We start from the raw sequence: 19815 nt of genomic DNA on the forward strand, positions 1-19815 counted from the left end.
TTGCGTGCGACGACTTACTTGATGCCGGACAGCCGGACGCCGGCGACGATGTGCCGCTGGAACACCAGCAGCAGGACGATCGTCGGCAGCGCGGCCAACGTCGAGGCGGCCATCAGCTGCCCGTACTGCGGGCCACGGTCGTCGAGGAAGTTGGCCAGCACCGGCATGATCTGCTGCAGCGTCGGGTTGCTGATCGTGAGGATCGGCCACACGTAGGCGTTCCAGTACGCCATGTAGGAGATGATCCCGACGACGACGAACACGGCCCCCGAGTTGGGCACGAAGATCTTCAGGAAGATCCGCCACCGCGAGCAGCCGTCGATCCGAGCCGCGTCCTCCACGGCCGTCGGCATGCCGAGGAAGAACTGCCGCATGAAGAACATCTGGGCGGCCGAGGCGACGCCGGGGATGATCAGCACCGCGAGCGTGTTCAGCATGTGCAGCTTCGACACGACGACGAACGACGTGATCAGGATCGACATCGCCGGCACGAACATCGGCATGATGCACAGCACCCAGAGCACCCTCTTGAGCGGGAACTCCAGGCGCGCGAACGCATAGGCGGCCAAGGCGTTCACCGCGATGCTCAGGGCGGTGAAGATCACCGCCCCCACCATCGTCAGGCCCACCGCCGTCATGTACTGCCTGTCGTGCAGCATCGCCGTGTAGTTGTGCCATTCCCAGACCTGCGGCAGCACGGCGAACGGCGTCTTCAGCACGTCGAGGTCGCGCTTGAAACCGCACAGCGCCATCCAGGCGAGCGGCAGGAGCATGCTGAACGCGATGAGGACGAGCAGCATCCACTTCGCCGCGAGGGAGCGTCGGGACCGGACCATCAGGCGTCCACCGCCTTCTCGGACTTGATCAGGCGGAACACCAGCGCAGAGATGGTGCCGAGGACGATGAACAGCACCAGCGACGCGGTGATGGAGAACGTCATCGCGTACGGGGTGGCGCTGCGGAACTGGTTGAAGATGTAGAGGTTCGGCGTGGTGGAGGCGTTCACCGGCCCGCCGTTGGCGATCAGCAACGGCAGCAGGAACTCCTGGAACGCCGCGACCAGACCGGTGACGAAGAGGTACAGCAGGACGTTCTTCAGCAGGGGGAGCGTGATGTACCACGTCCGCTGCAGGAACCCGGCGCCGTCCAGCTGAGCGGACTCGAGGTAGCTTTCCGGGATGTCGAGCAGTCCCGCCAGCATGATGAGCGTGGTGATGCCGAGGCCCAGCCAGATGCCCGGTACAGCGACCGCCGGGATCACCATCGAGGCGTTGCCGAGGAAGTTCTTCGGCCCGAGGTTCACCACGCCGAGCAGCCAGTTCGCCAGGCCCTGGTCGGCGTAGATCAGGCGGAAGAGCACCGAGGCGATGACCGCGGAGACGACCGTCGGCAGGTAGACCGTGGTCTTCATGAACGACGCCATCCGGGCGCCGAGGGTCTTGATGAAGCTCGCCAGGAGCAGGGCGATCAGCATGCCGCCCGGCACCACGATCACGGCGTAGTAGCCGCCGACCTTCAGCGACTGGTAGAAGCCAGGGTCGGTGAGCACGTACTTGTAGAAGCTCAGCCCGACGAACACGGGGGCCTTGTAGAAGTTGCCCTGGTACATGCTCTGCTTGAAGGCGTACACCAGCGGCCAGACGACGAAGATGCCGAGCAGCACCACCATCGGCGCCAGCATCAGGTAGGCCGTGCGCCGCTCCTCGCGGTTCGCGCTGCTGCTGCGCCGCTCCGGTGTTCCCGCCTCGACGACCTCCGCCGTGACGCTGCCCAGCCGCTTTCGCGGCGTCGTTGCCTGCGTGGTGGGCATCTGCGTGTCATCCCTTCCTGTGTGTGCTGCGTCGCCGTCGAAGGGCGGCCCGCTCGACGGCGGTCCCGGAGGCGGCTCGATGGCCACCCCCGGGACGCCGACGGGTCCGGGTCGTCAGGACTGCGGAGCCGTGCCCTTGAGCTGCTGCTTCTGGATGGTGCTGTTGATGGAGTCGTTCGCGGTCTTCAGCGCCGCGTCGACCGGTGCCGTGCCCTTCATGCCCGACTCGATGGCCGTGCCCATCGCGAGCGAGATGTCCCACGGGTAGACCGGCTCGGCGATCCCGTGGGCGACGATGTCGTCGGAGATCGTCTTCATGTTCGCGTCCTGGGTGGTGCTGGGGTCGTTGGCGGCGATCGCCTTGTCCACCGAGGTGCGGGTCGTGTACTTCGAGTAGCCGGCCTGCTTGAAGAAGTCGGCCATGATGTTCGGGTCGCCGGCCGCCAGGTAGGAGATGAACGCAGCCGCCTCCTTGGGGTGCTTGGACTTGGCGTCGAGCGTCAGCGTCCAGCCGCCGAGCGTCGCGGTGGTCTCCCCGGTGCCGCCGTCCTTGGTCGGCAGCGCGGCGACCACCGTCTTGGCCAGCAGGTCGGGCTTGTCCTTCTTGATGGCGCCGAGGGCCCACGAGCCGTTGACCATCATCGCGACCTCACCGCTCTCGAACGGTGCGGCGTCGGTGTAGCCGACCTTGGGGTTCTGCGGCATCAGCTTGTTCTGGTACAGCGTCTTGTACAGGTTGACGACGTCCGCGAAGCAGGAGTCGGTCGCCCGCGCCGAGGCCCAGTCGTCGGTGATGGGGAAGTGGCCGCAGGAGTTGTACTGCAGGCCCCAGCTGGACCAGCCGAGCTCGGTGGCGACCGACGCGATGGTGATGCCCTTGACGTTGCCGGAGGTGAGCTTGGTGGACCAGTCGACGAGGTCCTTCCAGGACTTCGGCGGGCTCGCCGGGTCCAGGCCCGCGGCCTTGGCCATGTCGCTGTTGATGTACAGCACGGCGGACGGCTCGACGAGCATCGGGTAGCCCCAGTGCTTGCCCTTCTCGGTGACGAACGGCGCGACGTTCGGCTTGATGTCGGCCAGCGCTGACGCCGGCAGGTAGTCGTCGAGGGCCGCGAACTGGCCCTGCGCGACGCCCGGCTTGATGTTGCCGTAGTTCGTCGTGACGACGTCCGGCTGGTTCCCCGCGGCCTGTGCCGCCTGCAGCTTCTGGGTCCAGGTGTCGGCCGGTACCACTTTGTAGTCGACCTTGACGCAGGTCTGCGACGAGTTGAACTGGTCGACGTACTTCTTGTACCAGGCCTGCTGGTAGTCCTCGAACTTCTGCTGCCAGAACGTGACGGTGGTCGGGCTCGCGCAGGCAGTGCCCACCCCCCCGCCGGCCGCCGCCGTGGTGCCGGACCCTCCGCTCGACCCGGTGCCGCACGCAGCGAGCGTGACCGCGCCGGCGACCGCCAGCGTGAGGGCTGTCAGCCCCTTGCCTCGCCTCATTTCTCCTCCTCCTGTCGGGGCGCGTCGCTGCGCCAACAGCTCGCCGTACCTACTTCTGCAGGTCGGCGCGGTACCAGAAGACTTCGTACGGATCCCAGATGGACAACGTGAAATAGATCGTCTTCCCGCCATCTGCCGTGTACCGGTCGAGCATGTAGGGCGCGTAAGGACCGGCGACGTCGTGCGCTCCGACCAGGGTGATCGGCTGTCCCCACGGTCCCCACGGGGACAGGCCCTCGCGGATCACGATTCCTGTGCCTTCTTTGAGGTACGTCATCACCCAGCGGCCGAGATAGGCGTTCCACGCGACCGACAATTCTCCGACGGTGTCGTCGAGAATCGTCGTCGCCCGTGCCGCCTCGGTACCCCAGGTGGGGTTCCCCGTACCGTCGACGGTCGTGAGATAACGCCAGGCGGAGGCGTCCTCGACCTTCGCCGCGGGCACCTTCGCCAGGTGCACGCCGCCGAACCGTCCGTGGGTGATGCCCCAGACGTAGAGGGTGTCCACGCCGTCCTCGGTCACGTGGTGGGTGGCCACCTGGACGAACCCGGACGTACCGCCCCAGCGGGGGCCGTCGAGCACCGTCCAGCTCTGCCCCTGGTCGGTCGACCGGGCGAGGCCCGCGTCGTTGACGTCCCACTCGCCCGGGGCGCCCCAGTGCCGCACGGACATCCAGTGCAGGTACATCGCCCCGCCGGCCTCGAAGCCGTAGGTGGGGATCACCGTCATCTCGACGTCGTCCACCTTCTTGGACGGCAGCAGCTCCTTGGCCAGCCCGAGGTCGTCGGTGACCATGCCGCCGAGCGTGATGCCGTCCGAGGGGTCGGCGTCCGTGGTCCACGCCATCGCGTTGGACCGCCAGCCGGTGCCGCCGCCACCGGTGGCGCCCTCCGCCCGACTGGCGAAGTTGTCGCCGAACGTGAACCAGACCTTGCCGTTCGCCTCGAACATCGAGCCGAGGTCGGCGTAGCCCATGCCCCAGCGCACCGTGCTGCCGGGGGCGTCCGCACCGCTGATCTGGCCGACCTGCGTCACGTCCCGCACGCCGGTGAGCGCGAAGGGCGTCGAGCTCGGCAGGACGAAGGACGCCGGTGCGGGCGGACCGGGCGGGAGGCTGGTGGCGGCGGACGGGCTGGTGCCGGTGGTGGAGCGCGCGCCGCCGCCGGGGGACGGAGTGCGACCGGCGCACGCCGCGACGAGCAGCAGGCTCGTCCCGGCCGCGACGGCGGCGAGGCTCCTGACGACCTGGCGGCGGTGCACGGTCCTCCTCGAGCGATCGGGTGACGCGTCCGGCGGGCGCATCAGCGGGGGCTGACCACGGAGGTGGGTGCCGCGACCAGCGCGCGCACCTCGTCGGCCGTCGGGGCGGATGCCGCCGACCCCGTCCGGGTGACGGAGATGGCTGCGGCGGCGTTGGCGGCGTCGGCGGCCGTGGTGAGGTCGAGCCCCTGGGCGAGCCCGGCGGCGAGGTAGCCGCAGAACACGTCCCCCGCACCCACGGTGTCCACCGCGGTGACGGCTCGCGCCGGCACGCGCCGCACGGCGCCGTCCCGGGTCAGCACGAGCGCGCCACGTTCGCCCAGGGTCACCACGACGTCAAGTCCCCAGCGGTCTCGGAGCGCGGCCGCGGACGTCGCCGGGTCGGCACCTGGCTCGCCGCTCAGCGCCGCGAGCTCGCCCTCGTTGGGCACCAGGACGTCCACGTGCTCCAGCAGCTCCGCCGGCAGCGGGCACACCGGTGCGGGGTTCAGGATCACCGTCACACCGCGCTCGTGGGCGATCCGGGCGGCCGCAACAGCCGCCTCCACGGCGAGCTCGAGCTGCATCACCAGCACCTTCGCGCCGGTGATCACGGGCGCCGCGTCGACGATCTGGGCGGTGTCCACGACGTGGTTCGCCCGGGGCACGACGACGATCGAGTTCTGGCCGCTCGGTTCCACCAGCGGCAGCCCGACACCGGTCCCCGCGTCGGGCCGGACGGTGACCGCCGTCGCGTCGATCCCCTCGGCCTCGAGCATCGCGCGGAACTGCACACCCATCTCGTCGTCGCCGACGCAACCGACCATGGCCGTGCGCGCACCGGCCCGCGCGGCGGCGACCGCCTGGTTGAAGCCCTTGCCGCCCGGGGCGGAGGAGAACCCGGTACCGATCAGCGTCTCGCCCGGCTCGGGCCGGCGCGGGGCGTAGGCGACCAGGTCCATCATGAAGGAGCCCACGACGCAGACGTCGGCGCTCATGCGATGCTCCGGTCCCCGAGCAGCTGGCGCCCGAGGGAGCCGCCGGGGTGGAACACCGCGAACTCCTCGGCGGTGAACCCGTTCAGCGTCATCAGGCCCGCGGCGAGCGCGTCCCCCAGAGCGAGGGTGCTGGCGGTCGACGCGGTCGGCGCCAGCCCCAGCGGGTCGGCCTCGCGTTCGACGTGGATCGACAGGTGCACCCGGGCGAGCGCCGCGAGGCTCGAGGACGGCCGACCCGTCATGGCGACCACCGCGGCACCGCGCGCGAGGACCATCCGAGCGAACTGGCACACCTCGGCGGTCTCGCCGGAGTAGGAGATCAGGATGGCGACGTCGTCCCGGGTGACCATCCCCGAGTCGCCGTGCAGCGCCTCGGTGGAGTGCACGAAGAACGCGGGCGTGCCGGTGCTGGCGAGGGTCGCGGCCATCTTCGAGCCGATGTGCCCGGACTTTCCGAGGCCGGACACCACCACCCGGCCACGCGTCTGGCTGAGCAGGCGCAGCGCGTCCGCCAGTGCCGGCCGCACGACGAGGCGCGTCATCGCGATCGCCTCGGACTCGGCCGCCATCGCACGGTCGGCCGCCGCGAGGGCCTCGTCGAGGGTCGCGCCGCTCATGCGACCACACCCTTGAACAGGAGGATGTTTCCGAACGTGCGCCGCTCGCCCGTGCGGATGGCGAGCCGAGCTCCGCGAGCGGCGTCGTAGAACGCCGACCGGGTGAGGCTCCGTACGGCCTCGGTCGGTGCGGGGCAGGCGTCCCGGAGCGCGGTGACGGCCGGGGCCTCGACGTCCTCGGGCTGCATCAGCACCGCAGAGGTCGGCACGTCCAGCGGGAGCACCGTGCAGATCGCCTCGACGACGGCGTCCGCGTCGAGACCGGGCAGGTCGACGACCGCACGGGCCAGCCGATCGGCAGGGAAGTGCGCGTCGCACACGAGCACGCAGTCGCCGTGCCCCATCGCATCGAGGTGATGCAGCAGGGTTCCCGTCAGCAGCGGGTGGATGCCAGCGAGCACCGTTGCTCCGTTCGTCTACATCCCCGGACGGGGAATCGATTTCCCGTTGTCTACACCTCCTGTGCGGGGACGGTCAACAGGCCGTTGCCGGACTGTGACCCGACGGTCGCGGCAGCTCCGGAGCGCAGCAGGGTGGACACCATGCGTTTGTGCAGGTGGATGCACATATTCCCCCGCCGTCGACCTGTCACGCAGTCGAAGCAGATGCCCGCCGCTCGTCCCGGATCGTCGGGGCGGGCCCCGGCTGCCGGGCTTCCACCCTTGAAATGGATTGCTGGGATGTCTACCGTCTGGCCATCGGCGCGCCGTTGCCCGCAGCACCGGCGGGCGCCGGGACGATGGCCTCGGTCGAGGCGGTCGGCACGTCGTCGGACTCGGTGGAGGCGTCCGTATGGCTGCAACCTGACCCGTCGAACGGCAACGCGCCGCGGTGGGGCCATCCCGACGGCATCCAGGTGGGGATCGAGCCCGGGCTCGGTCCGCGCGGGCTGCTGCGCGTCTTCGCCCCGTACCTCGGGAGCACGCGGCTGCTCAACTTCGTCGCCGTGGAGCCGCTCGCCTCCGGAGCCACGGACCGCGGCTACTCGGAGCTCGAGCACAGCGCGCTCGACAACCGTCCGGGCAAGCGGTTCTGGGCGTCCCACGACCCGTCGAACGGCTCACCGCGGCCGACCGACGAGCCCGTGCCGGGCGTGGTCACGCACGAGGGCGGCGTCGAGCGCCTGACGGTGCACGTCCACAGCGAGCGGTTCGACAACGGCGCCGAGGTGGTGGTGCGGGTCCGGTTCCGGGCGGACCGACCCCGCGAGGTGTCGCTCGCGGCGCTGCGGCGACCCGGCAGCGCCGAGCTCACCGCCTGCATCCTGTCGGCGACGATGGGCAACTACGCGCGGCTGCGGCGCCTGCACCTGGCGGACGGCGTCGTCACGCCGGCCGAGCTGTGGCCCGGCTTCACCGGCACGGAGTTCACGCCGCACGCCCGGTTCGGGCTCGACCGGCTGCACCGCGACGGTGCCGCCGCGCTGGTGTGGGCGACTCCGGACGAGGAGCGCCCCTGGTCGGCGGTCCACGCGGCCGGCACGGCGGCCCACTGGCGCTACGAGGGGATTCGGGCGGTCCAGGGCTGGCGCGTCGAGGAGCCGAGCGGTTCGGCGGCCGCGCAGGTGAACGCGCGCCGGGCGTACTGGGCCAGCGCCTCGCCGATCCCCGGAGGACCGGCGTACGAGAACCTCGAGGTGGTCGACGCGTTCCGGGACGGTCAGGAGGTCGTCTACTGGTGCGAGCCCTACGCCGACGACGAGGAGCTCGTCGCCGCCGTCCGCCGGCACGGCGCCGCGGTCTGACGCCGGGTGACGCTCAGGCCCGGCGCGTCGACGAGGCCCTGACCAGCAGCTCCGGGTCCAGCACGATGTGCTGCGGCGCGGAGTGCGCGGACGAGCCGCGGGACAGCAGCAGCTCGGCGGCGAGCGCGCCCATCTGGGCGACCGGCTGGCGGATCACGCTCACGCCGGGCACCACCATCCGGGTCCACTGGTCGTCGTCCGTGCCGACCAGGGCGATGTCGTGCGGCATCTCGAGCCCGGCCGCCTGGATCGCCCGGTAGGCGCCGACCGTCAGCGGTCCGTTGGTGGTGAACACGGCGTCCGGCGGGTGCGGGGACGTGAGCAGGGCGCGCATCGCGACCTCGCCGCCCTCCGGGCGCAGGTTGGTACGTCGCACCATGGACGGACTCAGCGGGTGCGGTCCCTTGGAGAGGGCGTCGCGGAAGCCTGCCAGACGCTCCTCGGTGGTGCTGACCTCGGAAGGGCCGGCGATGCAGGCGATGCGGTTGTACCCCATCTGCATCAGGTGCTCCGCAGCGAGCCGGCCGGCGAGGTGGTTGTCGACGAAGATCGTGTCGCCGGTGTAGCTGTCGACGCGCCGGTCGACGACGACCACGGGGATGCCGGCGGTGAGCAACGGTGCAAGATTCGACTGCTTGGCCGATGCGGCGGCGATGACGACGCCGGCCATACGCTGCGCGATCGCGGTCTGGATGTAGACGCGCTCACGGCTCAGGTGCTCGTCAGTGTTGCAGAGCATCACGGACAGCCCGCGCTGCGCGGCGACCGACTCGAGCGAGGCCACCATGCCGGTGAAGAAGGCGTTCTGGACGTCGGAGACGATCGCCGCCCACACGTCGGACACCTGCCGGCGGAGCGCTCGACCGTTGCTGTTGGGCACGTACCCCGTCTCGGCGACCGCCTGGCGCACCCGCGCGGCCATCTCGGCGTCGACGGAGTCCCGACCGTTGAGGACGCGGGAGACGGTCGCGGCTGACACGCCGGCGACCCGTGCCACGTCCTGGATGTTCATCGGGCGTCCGTCGACCACGGTCAGCATCGTGGCACGGGTTGGGAATCGTTTGCTCGCTCGCACCGGCGCCGTCTCACCCCACGGGCTCCCCGGGTGTCCGGCGAGGTCCGTACCGCGGGCCGTTGGTCCCTGACGCGCAGCCGTCACCACGTCCACGCGCCCGTGCCAGGCCGGGGCTGCGGGAACCGCCCCGGGTCGCCCACCGCCGACCCCACAGCACTCCCGGCTCGGCCCAGCGGGTCGCGGCGCACTAGCGTGCGGTCCGTGCCGAGACGGAGCAGCAGCAGGTGGAGGTTCGTGGCCGTCGCCACGGCCGTGGTCGCGGCGACGGCGGGACTTGGCCTCCTCGGAGCGCTGCCGGCGTCGGCCCACGACGAGCTGGTGTCCACCGACCCCGCGGACGGTGCCACCGTCGCGACGGCCCCGGACCAGGTGACCCTGACGTTCACCGACAAGGCGATCGCGCTCGGCACCGAGGTGAAGGTGACGGCTCCTGACGGGTCGGTGGTCAGCACCGGCGACCCACAGCTGGGGCCGACCACCGTCGCACAGCCCCTCGGCGCGGCGCGCCCGGCCGGCACGTACACGGTGGTCTGGCGCGTGACCTCTGCCGACGGACACCCGGTCTCCGGCACCTTCCGTTTCGCCGCCACGTCGGCGGTCGGCGTCGCGGCCCCGACAGCCTCGGCCGCGCCGTCGCAGGTGCCCAGCGCCACGCCGGGCGCCTCCGCCGCCAGCCCCTCCGCCGCCAGCCCCGCGCCGACACCGACAGCCTCGGCCGACCCGGCGCCGTCCGCGTCGACCGGCCGCCCGTCGTACTGGCTGGTGGTCGGCGCGGTGCTGGTGCTCGCGGCCGCGGCGGCTGCCCTCGGTCGGCGTCGGCGCCAGGCGCTCGGCGCCGGTGCTGACTCCCGCGCTGAGGCCGGTGCTGACTCAGGGCCCGACGCCTCCAGCGGCACCGGGATCCCATCGGAGCAGCCGCAGCCCTGAGCCCGCGTCCCCAGCTGGCCGCCCCGGCGACCGACGTCGGGGACGAAGCCGAACCCCCCACACGTTGACCTGGACAGCGGCGCTCGCGCCCGTGCGTCCCGCCTCCCGCCCGAAAGGACCTCCGATGAGCACCAGACGTGGGCCTCACGCCCTCGCCGCGATCGGGCTTCTCGTCGCCACGGCCCTGGCGGTCACGGGGTGCACCGCGGGTGCGTCACCGAAGCCGACCGCCTCGTCGTCCACCGCCGCCGCCCGCACCGACGCGACGCTCCGCCTCGGCCTGGCCGCCGCGCCGGCCAACCTCGACTTCACCAGCACGGGCGGCGCCGCGATCTTCCAGGCGCTGCTCGGCAACGTGTACGAGGGCCTCCTGCGTCTGGACCAGGACGGCAAGGTGGTGCCGCTGCTGGCCACCGGGTACACGGTCAGCCGGGACGGGCTGACGTACGACTTCACGCTGCGGGAGGGCGTGAAGTTCAGCAACGGGTCGCCGTTCGACGCGGCCGCCGTGAAGTTCTCCCTCGAGCGCGTCAAGACGTGGAAGGCGAACACCCCCGGCAACCTCGCGGTGCTGGACCACGTGGAGGTGGTCTCCCCCACCGAGGCCAAGGTGGTGCTGACCAAGCCGGATGCGACGGTCCCGTTCTGGCTGGCCGGTCCGCTCGGTGCGATGTTCTCCCCCGACGCGGTGGACTCCCTGGCCACCAAGGCGGTGGGCACGGGACCGTTCACGGTCGCCTCGTACCAGACCGGCGTGAAGCTGGTGCTGACCCGCAACGACGCCTACTGGGGCGCGAAGGCCCTGGTCAAGCAGGTGGACCTGGACTACTTCGCCGATGCGAGCGCCGCCGCGAACGCCCTGCGGTCCGGCGGTGTCGACGCGCTGTACCAGGCGGAGGCGTACGACCAGCTGGCATCGTTCAAGGCCGACCCGCGGTTCACGGTGACCGCCGGCAGCTCGCAGGGCGTGGTGGTGCTGTCGATGAACGAGGCCAACCCGGCGCTCGCCGACGTGCGCGTGCGGCAGGCGATCAGCCACGCGATCGACAAGAAGGCGGTGGTCGCGGCGGCCACGGGCGGCGTCGCGACGGAGCTGCACGGACCGGCGGTGCCGACCGACCCGTACTTCGTCAGGTCGGACGAGCCGTACCCGTACGACCCGGCCGCAGCGAAGCAGCTGCTGGCCGACGCCGGCGTCACGGGGCTGAACCTCACCTTCACGGTGCCGAACCGGCCGTACGCGCAGGCGATCAGCCAGGTGGTGCAGTCCGACCTGGCCGCGGTGGGCATCACCGCCACCCTGCAGACCCAGGAGTTCCCCGCCGTGTGGGTGGACAAGACCCTCACCCAGCACCAGTTCGACCTGACCGTGGTCAACCACGTCGAGCCGCGCAACGTCACCAACTACGGCAACCCGAGCTACTACTGGAGCTACTCGAACCCGGCGGTGGGGAAGGACTTCGCGGCGGCGAAGGCGGCGACCGACGAGGACTCGTACATCACGCACATGACCGACGCGGTGCAGGCGATCATCAAGGACGCCGCGGGGGTGTGGCTCTACAACCCGCCGAACGTGGTGGTGTCCACGACGGCCGTGCACGGGATGCCGACCAACGACCTGGGCGTGGGGATCGGCCTGGCCGGCGTCTCCGTCACGGGCTGACGCCCGACCGGTGGGCCGTCGATGCTGCTGACCGTGCTGCGGCGCCTCGGGGTGTTCGCCCTGACGGCGCTGGTGGCGTCGGTGGTCGTCTTCGTGCTGCTCGCCGTGCTGCCGGGCGACCCGGCACGGGCGCAGCTCGGCCTCGACGCGACGCCCGACCAGGTCGCGGCGCTGCGCCACCAGCTGGGCCTCGACAGGTCGCTGCCGGCGCAGTACGTCCACTGGCTCGGTCAGCTGGCGACCGGGAGCCTCGGCATCTCGTACTCCACGCGCGCGCCGGTGGGGCCCGAGGTGCTGAACGCCATGCAGGTGTCGCTGCTCCTGGTGCTGGCCGGCATGGTGGTGGCGGCGCTGATCGCCCTGCCGACCGGGCTGCTGGCGGCGGTGCGGCAGGGGCGCGCCGACGGCGCGGCGCTCTCGGCGGCCACGCAGGTGGGCATCTCGGTGCCGAGCTTCCTGGCCGGGCTGCTGCTGGTGACGGTGTTCGCCGTGCGGCTGCACTGGCTGCCGTCCGGCGGCTGGGTGGCGCCGGTGGACGGCGTCGGCGGGTTCCTGCGGCACCTGGTGCTGCCGGCGCTCGCGTTGGGCCTGGTCAGGGGCGCGATCCTGTCCCGCTACCTGCGCTCGGCGCTGCTCGACGTGCAGCGTGAGGACTTCATGCGGACGGCTCGGGCCAAAGGGATGACCCGGTGGCAGGCGCTGCGGCGGCACGGGCTGCGCAACGCCCTGGTGCCCGTCGTGACGGTGACCGGGGTCGAGCTTGCGGGGCTGCTGGTGGGGGCCGTGGTGATCGAGACGGTGTTCGTCATCCCCGGGCTGGGGTCGTTGCTGCTGCGGTCGGTGGCCAACCGCGACCTGGTCGAGGTGCAGGCCGTCGTGATGGTGGTGGTGCTGCTGGTGCTGGCGCTGAACCTGCTGGTGGACCTGGTGTACGTGCTGGTGGACCCGCGGCTGCGGCGGGCGCGATGAGCGCGACGACGAGCGGGCCCGGCCGGACGAGCGGGCGCGGGACGACGAGCGGTGGTCGGCCGACGAGCGGCGGGCGGCCGACGACGCGACGGTGGAACGCTCCGCTGCTGGTCGGGGCCGTGATGGTCGCCGCGGTGGTGGTCGTCGGGCTGGTGTCGCTCGTCTGGACCCCGCACGACCCGCTGGTCACCGCCCCGCTGCACCGGTTGCAGGGGCCGAGCACCGCGCACTGGCTGGGTACGGACGGCCTCGGTCGGGACGCGGCGAGCATGCTGATCGCCGGCAGCCGGGTGCCGCTGCTGGTCGGGCTGGTCGCGGTGCTGATCTCCCTGGTGCTGGGCGTGCCGTTCGGCATCGCGGCGGCGATGACGCGGCAGGGCGGCGCGGGGCTGTGGCTGATGCGGTGGAACGACGTGGCGCAGGCGTTCCCCGCGCTGCTGCTGGCGATCGTGCTCGCGGCGGTCCGAGGGCCGTCGACGTGGACCGCCATGGTGGCGCTGGGGATCGGCGCGGCGCCGGGGTTCGTGCGGGTGACGCGCGCGGGGACGCTGCAGGTGCTCAGCCGGGAGTACGCGCTCGCGGCACGGGCCGCCGGGCGCGGACCGCTGTACACCGCCGTGCGGCACGTGCTGCCGAACATCCGCAGCATGCTGATCGTGCAGGCGTCGGTCGGTTTCGCGCTCGCGGTGCTGGCCGAGGCCGCGCTGTCCTACCTGGGCCTGGGCACGCCGCCACCGACGCCGTCCTGGGGCCGGATGCTGCAGGACGCGCAGGCCTTCCTCTACGTGCAGCCCCTGCTGATCGTCTGGCCGGGGGTCGCCATCGCGTGGACGGTGCTGGGCTTCAACCTCCTGGGCGACGGGCTGCGGGACCGCCTCGACCCTCGGCTGGAGGCGGCGTCGTGAGCACGTTGCTGCAGGTCAGGGACCTGCGCGTGCACTCGGGACCCCGGGAGCTGCTGCACGGGATCGACCTGCGCGTGGAGCGCGGCGAGCGGGTGGGGCTGATCGGCGAGTCGGGCTCGGGCAAGACGCTGACGCTGCTGGCGCTGATGGGCCTGCTGCCCGAGACGCTGCGCGCGACGGGCGCCGCGCGGCTGGACGGCGAGGACCGGGACCTGCTGACGCTGGGGGACCGGGCGTCGGCGCGGCTGCGCGGGCGGCGGATCTCGATGGTGTTCCAGGAGCCGATGACGGCGCTGGACCCGCTGCTGCCGGTGGGCCGCCAGGTGGCCGAGATCCTCACGCTGCACGGGTTCGCCGGGGGGCCACGGGCTGCCCGGGCGCGGTCCGTGGAGCTGCTCGACGGCGTGGGCCTGCCGGACCCGGCCGCCGCGGCGCGGGCCTACCCGCACCAGCTGTCCGGCGGTCAGCGGCAGCGCGTGATGCTGGCGATGGCGATGGCGAACACCCCGGACCTGCTGCTGGCCGACGAGCCGACCACAGCCCTGGACGTGACGGTGCAGCGGCGGGTGCTCGACCTGATGCGCGAGCAGGTCGCACGGTCCGGCACGTCGCTGGTGTTCGTCACGCACGACCTGGGGATCGTCGCCGACCTGTGCGACCGGGTGGTGATCCTGCGCGACGGGGCGGTGGTGGAGGCCGGCCCGCTGGACCGGGTGTTCTCGGCGCCGCAGCACCCGTACACGCGCTCGCTGCTGGCGGTGTCCGCCCTGGCGACGGACGCCCGGGGCCGGTTGGTGACGGTGCTGGACCTGGGCGCCGGGACGACGGGCGCGGGGACGACCGACACAGCGACGGCGGGCGCGGGGACGACCGAGACCGGCCCGCACGAGGTGCTGCCCGACGAGGGCACGCGCGTCTTCAACCACGTCCCCGGCGCGGCCCCGCTGCTCGCCGTCGCCGATCTGCGCCGCACCTACGTCCGCCCGCACCGCATCGGCCGCGCCACGCACGTGCAGGCTGTCCGCGACGTGTCGTTCGAGGTGCGCGAGGGGCAGCGGTTCGGCGTGGTCGGGGAGTCCGGCAGCGGCAAGTCGACGCTGCTGCGGCTGGTCACGGGCCTGGACCAGGCGACCGCCGGCTCGGTGCGGATCGCCGGGCGCGAGGTGGTCGGCACGCCGGAGCGGGCGCTCGGCTGGCTGCGGCGGACCGCGCAGATCGTCTTCCAGGACCCGATGGGGTCGCTGGACCCGCGGATGCGGATCGCCGAGGTGGTCACCGAACCGCTGCGCGGCGTGGGTGCCGACGAGCGGCGGGCGCGGGCGGCGGAGGTTCTCGACGCGGTCGGGCTGCCGGCGACGGCTCTCGACCGCTACCCGCACCAGTTCTCCGGCGGCCAGCGGCAGCGCATCGCGATCGCGCGGGCCGTCGTCACCCGCCCCCAGCTCCTGGTCGCGGACGAGGCCGTGTCGTCCCTCGACGTGTCCGTGCGCGCGCAGGTGCTCAACCTGCTGTCCGACCTGGCGGACGAGTACGGCCTGACGCTGCTGTTCGTCTCGCACGACCTGGCGGTGGTGCGGCGCACCTGCGACACCGTCGCGGTGATGAACGAGGGCCGGATCGTCGAGTGCGGCCCGACCGACCAGGTGTACGAGCACCCGCTGCACCCGTACACCGCCGAGCTGGTCGCCGCAGCGCCGCGGCTGCGGACCGCGGGCGCCTGAGCTCCGGGGGTCGCTCCCGGCGCGGTCGCGGCTCGTCCGGGCCGCGCGCACGATGGACCGCATGCCACCCGTCGAGGCTCCGACGACGACGCCGTCCACCGGCGTCGCCGCCTCCGTCGAGCCCTCCTCGGGGATGGCACCCTCGGTCGAGCCGTCGTCGGGCGCCGCACCCACACCCGCTGGCGAGGCCTCGTCGAGCGTCGCACCCACACCCGCTGGCGAGGCCTCGTCGAGCGTCGCACCCACGTTGCCGTCCCGGGCGGCCGTCCCCCTGCCCCGGCCGGCGCCGCGCGGCCCGATCAGCACCGCCCTGCTCGCCGCGCTGAGCCGCTCGCCCGGGGCCGTCGACCTGGGCCCGCTGCGCGCCGCCGTCACCGCCCGGCTCACCGATCCCACCGACTGGCGGACCGACGAGGACGTGCAGCTCGCCCTGCTGTGCCTCTACGAGCTGCACTACCGCGGCATCGCAGGCGTCGACGACGACTGGGAGTGGGACCCGGACCTGCTGGCCGTCCGCGCCGAGCTCGAGGGGCCGTTCGAGGCCGAGCTGCGCCGCACGGTCCCGGTGCCGGAGTGCGACCGCCGCGACCGGACCGGTGTCGCCGAGCGGCTGTTCGCCCTGACCGCCGCCGACGGTGGCCCGAGCCTGTCCCGGTACGTCGCCCGCAAGGCCACCGAGCCGCAGCTGCGCGAGCTGCTGGTGCACTGTTCGATCTACCAGCTCAAGGAGGCCGACCCGCACACCTGGGCGATCCCGCGGCTGGCCGGCGGACCCAAGGCGGCGCTGGTGGAGATCCAGGCCGACGAGTACGGCGACGGCGACCCGCACCGCATGCACGCCGAGCTGTTCGCCCTGGCCATGCGGGCGTTCGGGCTCGACGACACGTACGGCGCCTACGTGGACCACGTGCCGGCGGCGACGCTGGCCTCCCTGAACGCGATGTCCCTGTTCGGGCTGCACCGGCGGTTGCGCGGAGCGATCGTCGGGCACCTGGCGGCCTTCGAGATGACGTCCTCGCTGCCGAGCCGGCTGTACGGCAACGGGGTGCGGCGGCTGGGTCACGACGACGTGGCCGCGACCTGGTACTTCGACGAGCACGTCGCGGCCGACGCGGTGCACGAGCAGATCGCCGGTCGCGACCTGGCCGGGGCTCTGGCCGAGCAGGAGCCGGAGCTGGTGGACGACATCCTGTTCGGCGCCGCCTGCTGCCTCGCGCTCGACGGTGGCGCTGCCGCCCGGATGATGCAGGCCTGGGGCGCCGGTGAGACGGCGCTGCTGCGGCCGTTGCCGTGACGACGACCAGCCGGGGGCACGCGGCTGCCCCTGACGGCACTGCCCGTGAGCTGCCGCCTCGCGGAGCGAGCATCGTCGCGTGCCCTGACGGCCCCCTGCTGGTGCGTGGTGACGTCGATGTGCTCGACGCCGAGGGCCAACCGCTGGACAAGGGTCGACGCACCGTGGCGCTGTGCCGCTGCGGGGGCTCGTCGATCAAGCCGTGGTGCGACGGGACCCACAAGGTGAACGGGTTCTCGTCGTCCACCTGACGGCCGGGTGCCGCACGCTGCCCGCGCGGGCCGGGCGGACCGATGCGACGCTGAGGCGATGTCCGTCGTCTCGCGTGACCTGCCCTGCCCTCCCGAGGACGTGCTCCGCGTGCTCGCCGACGGGTGGAACTACGCCACGTGGGTGGTGGGGACCAGCCGCATCCGCGGTGTCGACGCCGAGTGGCCGGCGCCGGGTTCGCGCATCGCGCACTCGGCCGGCCTGTGGCCGATGGTGCTGCAGGACGTGAGCGTCAGCCGCCGCTGGGACCCCGAGCGGGGCATCGAGCTGGAGGCGAAGGGCTCGTTCGTCGGCGACGCCAACGTCGCGATCTCCGTGGTCCCGACGGACGGCGGCTGCCGGGTCCGCATCGCGGAGGACGCGGTGCGCGGGCCGGCCAGGCTGGTGCCCGAGCCGCTGCGCGACGCGCTGATCTCCTGGCGCAACCGCGAGACGCTCTACCGCCTGGGCGCGCTGGCCTGCCGCCCGTCGACCTGACGGGCCGAAGCGGCCGCCCGGCGGAAGACCCGCGCTCAGCGCTCGGGGAGCACCCGGTCCCACGCGGTGCGCACCAGCGCCCGCCGCAGGGCGCCCGTCGGACCTGCCTGACCGAGCGCCGCGCGCGCCGCGTTCCAGCCGCAGGCGCCGTGCACGCCACCGCCCGGGTGCGCACCGGCGCTCGCCAGGTACAGGCCCGTGACCGGCGTCTCCGGCCGACCCAGCCCGGTGGTGGGCCGGAACACCAGCTGCTGGTGGATCGACGCCGTGCCGCCGTTGGTCGCCCCGTCGACGAGGTTCGCGTCGGCCGCCTCGATGTCCGTCGGGCTCTGCACGTACCGGCCGACGATGTGCGACGTGAACCCCGGCGCCGCCCGCTCAACGGCCGCCTCGACCCGTCGCACCTGCGCGTCGACCGCCTGCGCGTCCCACACGATGCCGTGCGGCACGTGGGTGTACGCCCACGCCGACTCGGTTCCGGCCGGGGAGCGGCTCGGGTCCGACGTCGTCATCTGGCCGAACAGCAGGAACGGTCGCTCCGGGATGCGGTCCATCGACAGGTCGGCGGCCATCTGCACGAACCCGTGGTCGTCCACCCCGAGGTGCACCGTGCCGGCGCCGCGGGCGCCGTCGGCGTTCCACGGCACCAGCCCGTCCAGCGCCCAGTCCAGCTTGAACGTCGAGTAGTCCCACTGGAACGTCTCCATCCGACGCCGCAGCGCCGCCGGCACGTTCCGCTGGTGCAGCAGCCGGCCGAACAGCGCAGGCGCCGAGACGTCGGCCAGCACGGCCCGTCGGACGCCGACCTCCAGCCCACCGGCGGTCCGCACCCCGACCGCCCGGCCGGCCCGCACCTCGACGTGCGTCACCTCGGCGCCCGTCAGCACCTCGCCGCCGGCCGCCTCGAACCTCCGCCGCATCGCCTCGGCCAGCTCACCGGCACCGCCCTCCGGCACCGGGAAGCCGACGTCCTGACCGAGCATCACCAGCAGCCATCCGTACAGCCCGCTGCCGGCGGCGTCCGGCGGGATGTCCGCGTGCAGCGCGTTGCCGGTCAGCAGCAGCCTGCCGCCCTCGCCCCGGAACGTCTCCTGGCCCAGCCGGCGCACCGGCAGCGCGGCCAGCCGGGCGACCTCCAGGGCACCCGCCGCTCGGGTGCGGGCGAGGATCCGCGCCAGCGCCCGCACCGGCGGGATCGGGGTGAACAGGGCATCCAGCAGCGGGTCCCGCAACCGGCGGTAGCCGTCGACCATCCGGCGCCACGCGTCACCGTCGCCGACGGCCCACTCGTCGAGCCCGGCCGCGGTGTCGTCGACGTCGTGGTGCAGCACCGCCGCCCGGCCGTCGTCCAACGCGTGCGCCAGCACCGCGGGCGCGTGCAGCCAGCGCAACCCGTACCGCTCGAGCTCGAGCGCGCGGATCGCCGGCGACGCCGCCGCGAGCGGGTAGAAGGCGCTGAACAGGTCGCTGCGGAAGCCCGGCACCGTCACCTCGGCGCTGCGGACCGCCCCGCCGACCTCGTCGTTCGCCTCGAGCAGCAGCACGTCCCAGCCCGCGTCGGCCAGTGCGTTGGCCGCGACCAGGCCGTTGGGACCGGCCCCGACGACGACGGCGTCCACGGTGCGGCGCATGGGGCTCCCCGGGTCGACGATGTCCGATCGAGCATCGCAGCGACCGCGCGGCCCTGCCATCCGGGGTCGTGGTGCGCCGAGCCGCGCGCGCCCCACCAGCCAGGGTGTGCGGGCGGCCGGCGGGTGTCGCGGAGACGGGTCAGGCGCGGCCGCGCCGCGCGCGGAACTCGTCGGCAAGCTGCCGCGCCTGCAGGCTGATGAGGGCGCGGTAGTACTCGAACAGGAGGGCGACACGTTCGGGTGGCACGTCCGCGTCGGCGTCCCGTGCCGCGAGCCAGTCGTACCTGGCCGCGTGGATCTCGTCGTCGGAGATGAACAACGGCGGGTTCACCGCCATCGAGTGCTCGTCGCCCGCGTCCATCCTCGGAGTCTTGCGGTGCGGCCCGGCGAGCGTGGCGGGCCCGAAGTCTTCACCCGCTGTGACCTGCGGTCCGAGGTGGAGTCACGGTCGACCGATTCGGCGGCACCTGTCCGAGTTGCCGTCCCTCGGGCAGGTGGCGCATCGGTCGCGCCGCTGTCACGACGGGTCGTGGTGACTTCACCCGCGGCAGGCGTAGCCGTGCCGCGGACAGCCGTGCAGGCGCAGTGGCGCCAGCGCTGTGCCGCGCGGGAATCGGCGCGGTCGGGTGCCCGTTGAGCGGTCGGGGGCGCCGCAGCCACACGCTGAGCGGTGCGGACGCACCAGACGGGACGAGGGACACGGATGACGACGACGGCGGGCACCACGACGGCGGCGGGCACGACAGACGGCACCCTCCGCTGGCAGGACCCGCGGGAGCTGACGGACGTCGGCGTGCTCCTGACGAACGGCCGACTCGCCCCCCGACGGTTCGCCAGTCTCGCGGAGGCGCAGGCGTGGGCTCGGCCGGACGCCGGGGAGCAGGTGGTGGAGCTCAACACGGTCTGCCAGTGCGATCTGTGACCGGCGGTGTCTGAGGGGCTGGACCAGCCGCCAGCCGTGCCCGGCACCGCCGCCTAGGCTGGAC

At 72.8% G+C, this 19815-nt stretch carries 20 protein-coding genes; 10 read left to right on the forward strand and 10 right to left on the reverse strand.

Annotated elements, in window-relative coordinates; translation table 11 throughout:
• Window positions 1–14: 14 nt before the first annotated feature.
• The 7 genes from QMF98_RS00435 to QMF98_RS00465 form a co-directional block, all read right to left on the reverse strand.
• On the reverse strand, window positions 15–836 hold the full coding sequence (locus QMF98_RS00435; RefSeq protein WP_337974144.1) for a carbohydrate ABC transporter permease: 822 nt from the start codon (window positions 834–836) through the stop codon (window positions 15–17).
• Window positions 836–1810, reverse strand: coding sequence for a carbohydrate ABC transporter permease (locus QMF98_RS00440; protein WP_337974145.1), 975 nt, complete (start codon window positions 1808–1810; stop codon window positions 836–838). The genes QMF98_RS00435 and QMF98_RS00440 overlap by 1 nt, the downstream gene beginning before the upstream one ends.
• A gap of 114 nt (window positions 1811–1924) precedes the next feature.
• Window positions 1925–3298 (reverse strand): ABC transporter substrate-binding protein, encoded by a 1374-nt coding sequence (locus QMF98_RS00445; protein WP_337974146.1) that lies wholly within the window; start codon window positions 3296–3298, stop codon window positions 1925–1927.
• A gap of 49 nt (window positions 3299–3347) precedes the next feature.
• Window positions 3348–4559 (reverse strand): glycoside hydrolase family 183 protein, encoded by a 1212-nt coding sequence (locus QMF98_RS00450; RefSeq protein ID WP_337974147.1) that lies wholly within the window; start codon window positions 4557–4559, stop codon window positions 3348–3350.
• Window positions 4560–4600: 41 nt separating this feature from the next.
• Window positions 4601–5536 (reverse strand): ribokinase, encoded by a 936-nt coding sequence (locus QMF98_RS00455; protein ID WP_337974148.1) that lies wholly within the window; start codon window positions 5534–5536, stop codon window positions 4601–4603.
• The gene (locus QMF98_RS00460; RefSeq protein WP_337974149.1) at window positions 5533–6153 is read right to left on the reverse strand and encodes a KpsF/GutQ family sugar-phosphate isomerase; all 621 of its coding nucleotides are present in this window, start codon (window positions 6151–6153) and stop codon (window positions 5533–5535) included. The genes QMF98_RS00455 and QMF98_RS00460 overlap by 4 nt, the downstream gene beginning before the upstream one ends.
• A complete protein-coding gene (locus tag QMF98_RS00465; protein WP_337974150.1) occupies window positions 6150–6554 on the reverse strand; it encodes an RbsD/FucU domain-containing protein in 405 nt (134 codons plus the stop codon). Before QMF98_RS00465 ends, QMF98_RS00460 begins: the two co-directional genes overlap by 4 nt.
• A 266-nt stretch (window positions 6555–6820) precedes the next feature.
• On the opposite strand from QMF98_RS00465, the gene QMF98_RS00470 reads away from it, so the two are divergent.
• Window positions 6821–7897: a hypothetical protein gene (locus QMF98_RS00470; protein ID WP_337974151.1), complete on the forward strand. Its 1077-nt coding sequence runs from the start codon at window positions 6821–6823 to the stop codon at window positions 7895–7897.
• Window positions 7898–7910: 13 nt separating this feature from the next.
• Here the strand turns inward: QMF98_RS00470 and QMF98_RS00475 are convergent, their stop codons facing one another.
• Window positions 7911–8927: a LacI family DNA-binding transcriptional regulator gene (locus QMF98_RS00475; protein WP_337974152.1), complete on the reverse strand. Its 1017-nt coding sequence runs from the start codon at window positions 8925–8927 to the stop codon at window positions 7911–7913.
• A 279-nt stretch (window positions 8928–9206) separates the two neighbouring features.
• Here QMF98_RS00475 and QMF98_RS00480 point away from each other — a divergent pair, with 279 nt between their 5' ends.
• From QMF98_RS00480 to QMF98_RS00515, 8 genes are all read left to right on the forward strand, one after another.
• Window positions 9207–9899: a copper resistance CopC family protein gene (locus tag QMF98_RS00480; protein ID WP_337974153.1), complete on the forward strand. Its 693-nt coding sequence runs from the start codon at window positions 9207–9209 to the stop codon at window positions 9897–9899.
• A gap of 124 nt (window positions 9900–10023) precedes the next feature.
• Window positions 10024–11562: an ABC transporter substrate-binding protein gene (locus QMF98_RS00485; RefSeq protein WP_337974154.1), complete on the forward strand. Its 1539-nt coding sequence runs from the start codon at window positions 10024–10026 to the stop codon at window positions 11560–11562.
• A gap of 21 nt (window positions 11563–11583) precedes the next feature.
• Window positions 11584–12531, forward strand: coding sequence for an ABC transporter permease (locus QMF98_RS00490; protein WP_291760558.1), 948 nt, complete (start codon window positions 11584–11586; stop codon window positions 12529–12531).
• Window positions 12528–13436, forward strand: coding sequence for an ABC transporter permease (locus QMF98_RS00495; protein WP_337974155.1), 909 nt, complete (start codon window positions 12528–12530; stop codon window positions 13434–13436). The genes QMF98_RS00490 and QMF98_RS00495 overlap by 4 nt, the downstream gene beginning before the upstream one ends.
• Window positions 13433–15157, forward strand: coding sequence for a dipeptide ABC transporter ATP-binding protein (locus tag QMF98_RS00500; RefSeq protein WP_337974156.1), 1725 nt, complete (start codon window positions 13433–13435; stop codon window positions 15155–15157). The genes QMF98_RS00495 and QMF98_RS00500 overlap by 4 nt, the downstream gene beginning before the upstream one ends.
• Window positions 15158–15428: 271 nt before the next feature.
• Window positions 15429–16451: an iron-containing redox enzyme family protein gene (locus tag QMF98_RS00505; RefSeq protein WP_490715675.1), complete on the forward strand. Its 1023-nt coding sequence runs from the start codon at window positions 15429–15431 to the stop codon at window positions 16449–16451.
• A complete protein-coding gene (locus QMF98_RS00510) occupies window positions 16448–16702 on the forward strand; it encodes a CDGSH iron-sulfur domain-containing protein (RefSeq protein ID WP_337974158.1) in 255 nt (84 codons plus the stop codon). Before QMF98_RS00505 ends, QMF98_RS00510 begins: the two co-directional genes overlap by 4 nt.
• A gap of 58 nt (window positions 16703–16760) precedes the next feature.
• On the forward strand, window positions 16761–17198 hold the full coding sequence (locus QMF98_RS00515) for an SRPBCC family protein (protein WP_337974159.1): 438 nt from the start codon (window positions 16761–16763) through the stop codon (window positions 17196–17198).
• Between the two features lie 35 nt (window positions 17199–17233).
• Here QMF98_RS00515 and QMF98_RS00520 read toward each other — a convergent pair whose 3' ends face one another.
• Together QMF98_RS00520 and QMF98_RS00525 are read right to left on the reverse strand one after the other, a co-directional pair.
• Window positions 17234–18829 (reverse strand): phytoene desaturase family protein, encoded by a 1596-nt coding sequence (locus tag QMF98_RS00520; RefSeq protein ID WP_337974160.1) that lies wholly within the window; start codon window positions 18827–18829, stop codon window positions 17234–17236.
• A 139-nt stretch (window positions 18830–18968) separates the two neighbouring features.
• Window positions 18969–19190, reverse strand: coding sequence for a hypothetical protein (locus QMF98_RS00525; RefSeq protein WP_337974161.1), 222 nt, complete (start codon window positions 19188–19190; stop codon window positions 18969–18971).
• A 342-nt stretch (window positions 19191–19532) separates the two neighbouring features.
• On the opposite strand from QMF98_RS00525, the gene QMF98_RS00530 reads away from it, so the two are divergent.
• Window positions 19533–19751 (forward strand): hypothetical protein, encoded by a 219-nt coding sequence (locus tag QMF98_RS00530; protein ID WP_337974162.1) that lies wholly within the window; start codon window positions 19533–19535, stop codon window positions 19749–19751.
• Window positions 19752–19815: the final 64 nt, after the last annotated feature.

Source organism: Cellulomonas sp. NTE-D12, from assembly GCF_027923705.1.
Lineage (GTDB): Bacteria > Actinomycetota > Actinomycetes > Actinomycetales > Cellulomonadaceae > Cellulomonas.

Excerpts from the sequence above, each read along its gene's own strand:
- QMF98_RS00525 (WP_337974161.1), bottom strand. The coding sequence starts at position 19,190 with ATGGACGCGGGCGACGAGCACTCGATGGCGGTGAACCCGCCGTTGTTC.
- QMF98_RS00460 (WP_337974149.1), bottom strand. The coding sequence starts at position 6,153 with ATGAGCGGCGCGACCCTCGACGAGGCCCTCGCGGCGGCCGACCGTGCG.
- QMF98_RS00530 (WP_337974162.1), top strand. The coding sequence starts at position 19,533 with ATGACGACGACGGCGGGCACCACGACGGCGGCGGGCACGACAGACGGC.
- QMF98_RS00435 (WP_337974144.1), bottom strand. The coding sequence starts at position 836 with ATGGTCCGGTCCCGACGCTCCCTCGCGGCGAAGTGGATGCTGCTCGTC.
- QMF98_RS00520 (WP_337974160.1), bottom strand. The coding sequence starts at position 18,829 with ATGCGCCGCACCGTGGACGCCGTCGTCGTCGGGGCCGGTCCCAACGGC.
- QMF98_RS00470 (WP_337974151.1), top strand. The coding sequence starts at position 6,821 with ATGGATTGCTGGGATGTCTACCGTCTGGCCATCGGCGCGCCGTTGCCC.
- QMF98_RS00490 (WP_291760558.1), top strand. The coding sequence starts at position 11,584 with ATGCTGCTGACCGTGCTGCGGCGCCTCGGGGTGTTCGCCCTGACGGCG.
- QMF98_RS00455 (WP_337974148.1), bottom strand. The coding sequence starts at position 5,536 with ATGAGCGCCGACGTCTGCGTCGTGGGCTCCTTCATGATGGACCTGGTC.
- QMF98_RS00445 (WP_337974146.1), bottom strand. The coding sequence starts at position 3,298 with ATGAGGCGAGGCAAGGGGCTGACAGCCCTCACGCTGGCGGTCGCCGGC.
- QMF98_RS00440 (WP_337974145.1), bottom strand. The coding sequence starts at position 1,810 with ATGCCCACCACGCAGGCAACGACGCCGCGAAAGCGGCTGGGCAGCGTC.
- QMF98_RS00495 (WP_337974155.1), top strand. The coding sequence starts at position 12,528 with ATGAGCGCGACGACGAGCGGGCCCGGCCGGACGAGCGGGCGCGGGACG.
- QMF98_RS00515 (WP_337974159.1), top strand. The coding sequence starts at position 16,761 with ATGTCCGTCGTCTCGCGTGACCTGCCCTGCCCTCCCGAGGACGTGCTC.
- QMF98_RS00485 (WP_337974154.1), top strand. The coding sequence starts at position 10,024 with ATGAGCACCAGACGTGGGCCTCACGCCCTCGCCGCGATCGGGCTTCTC.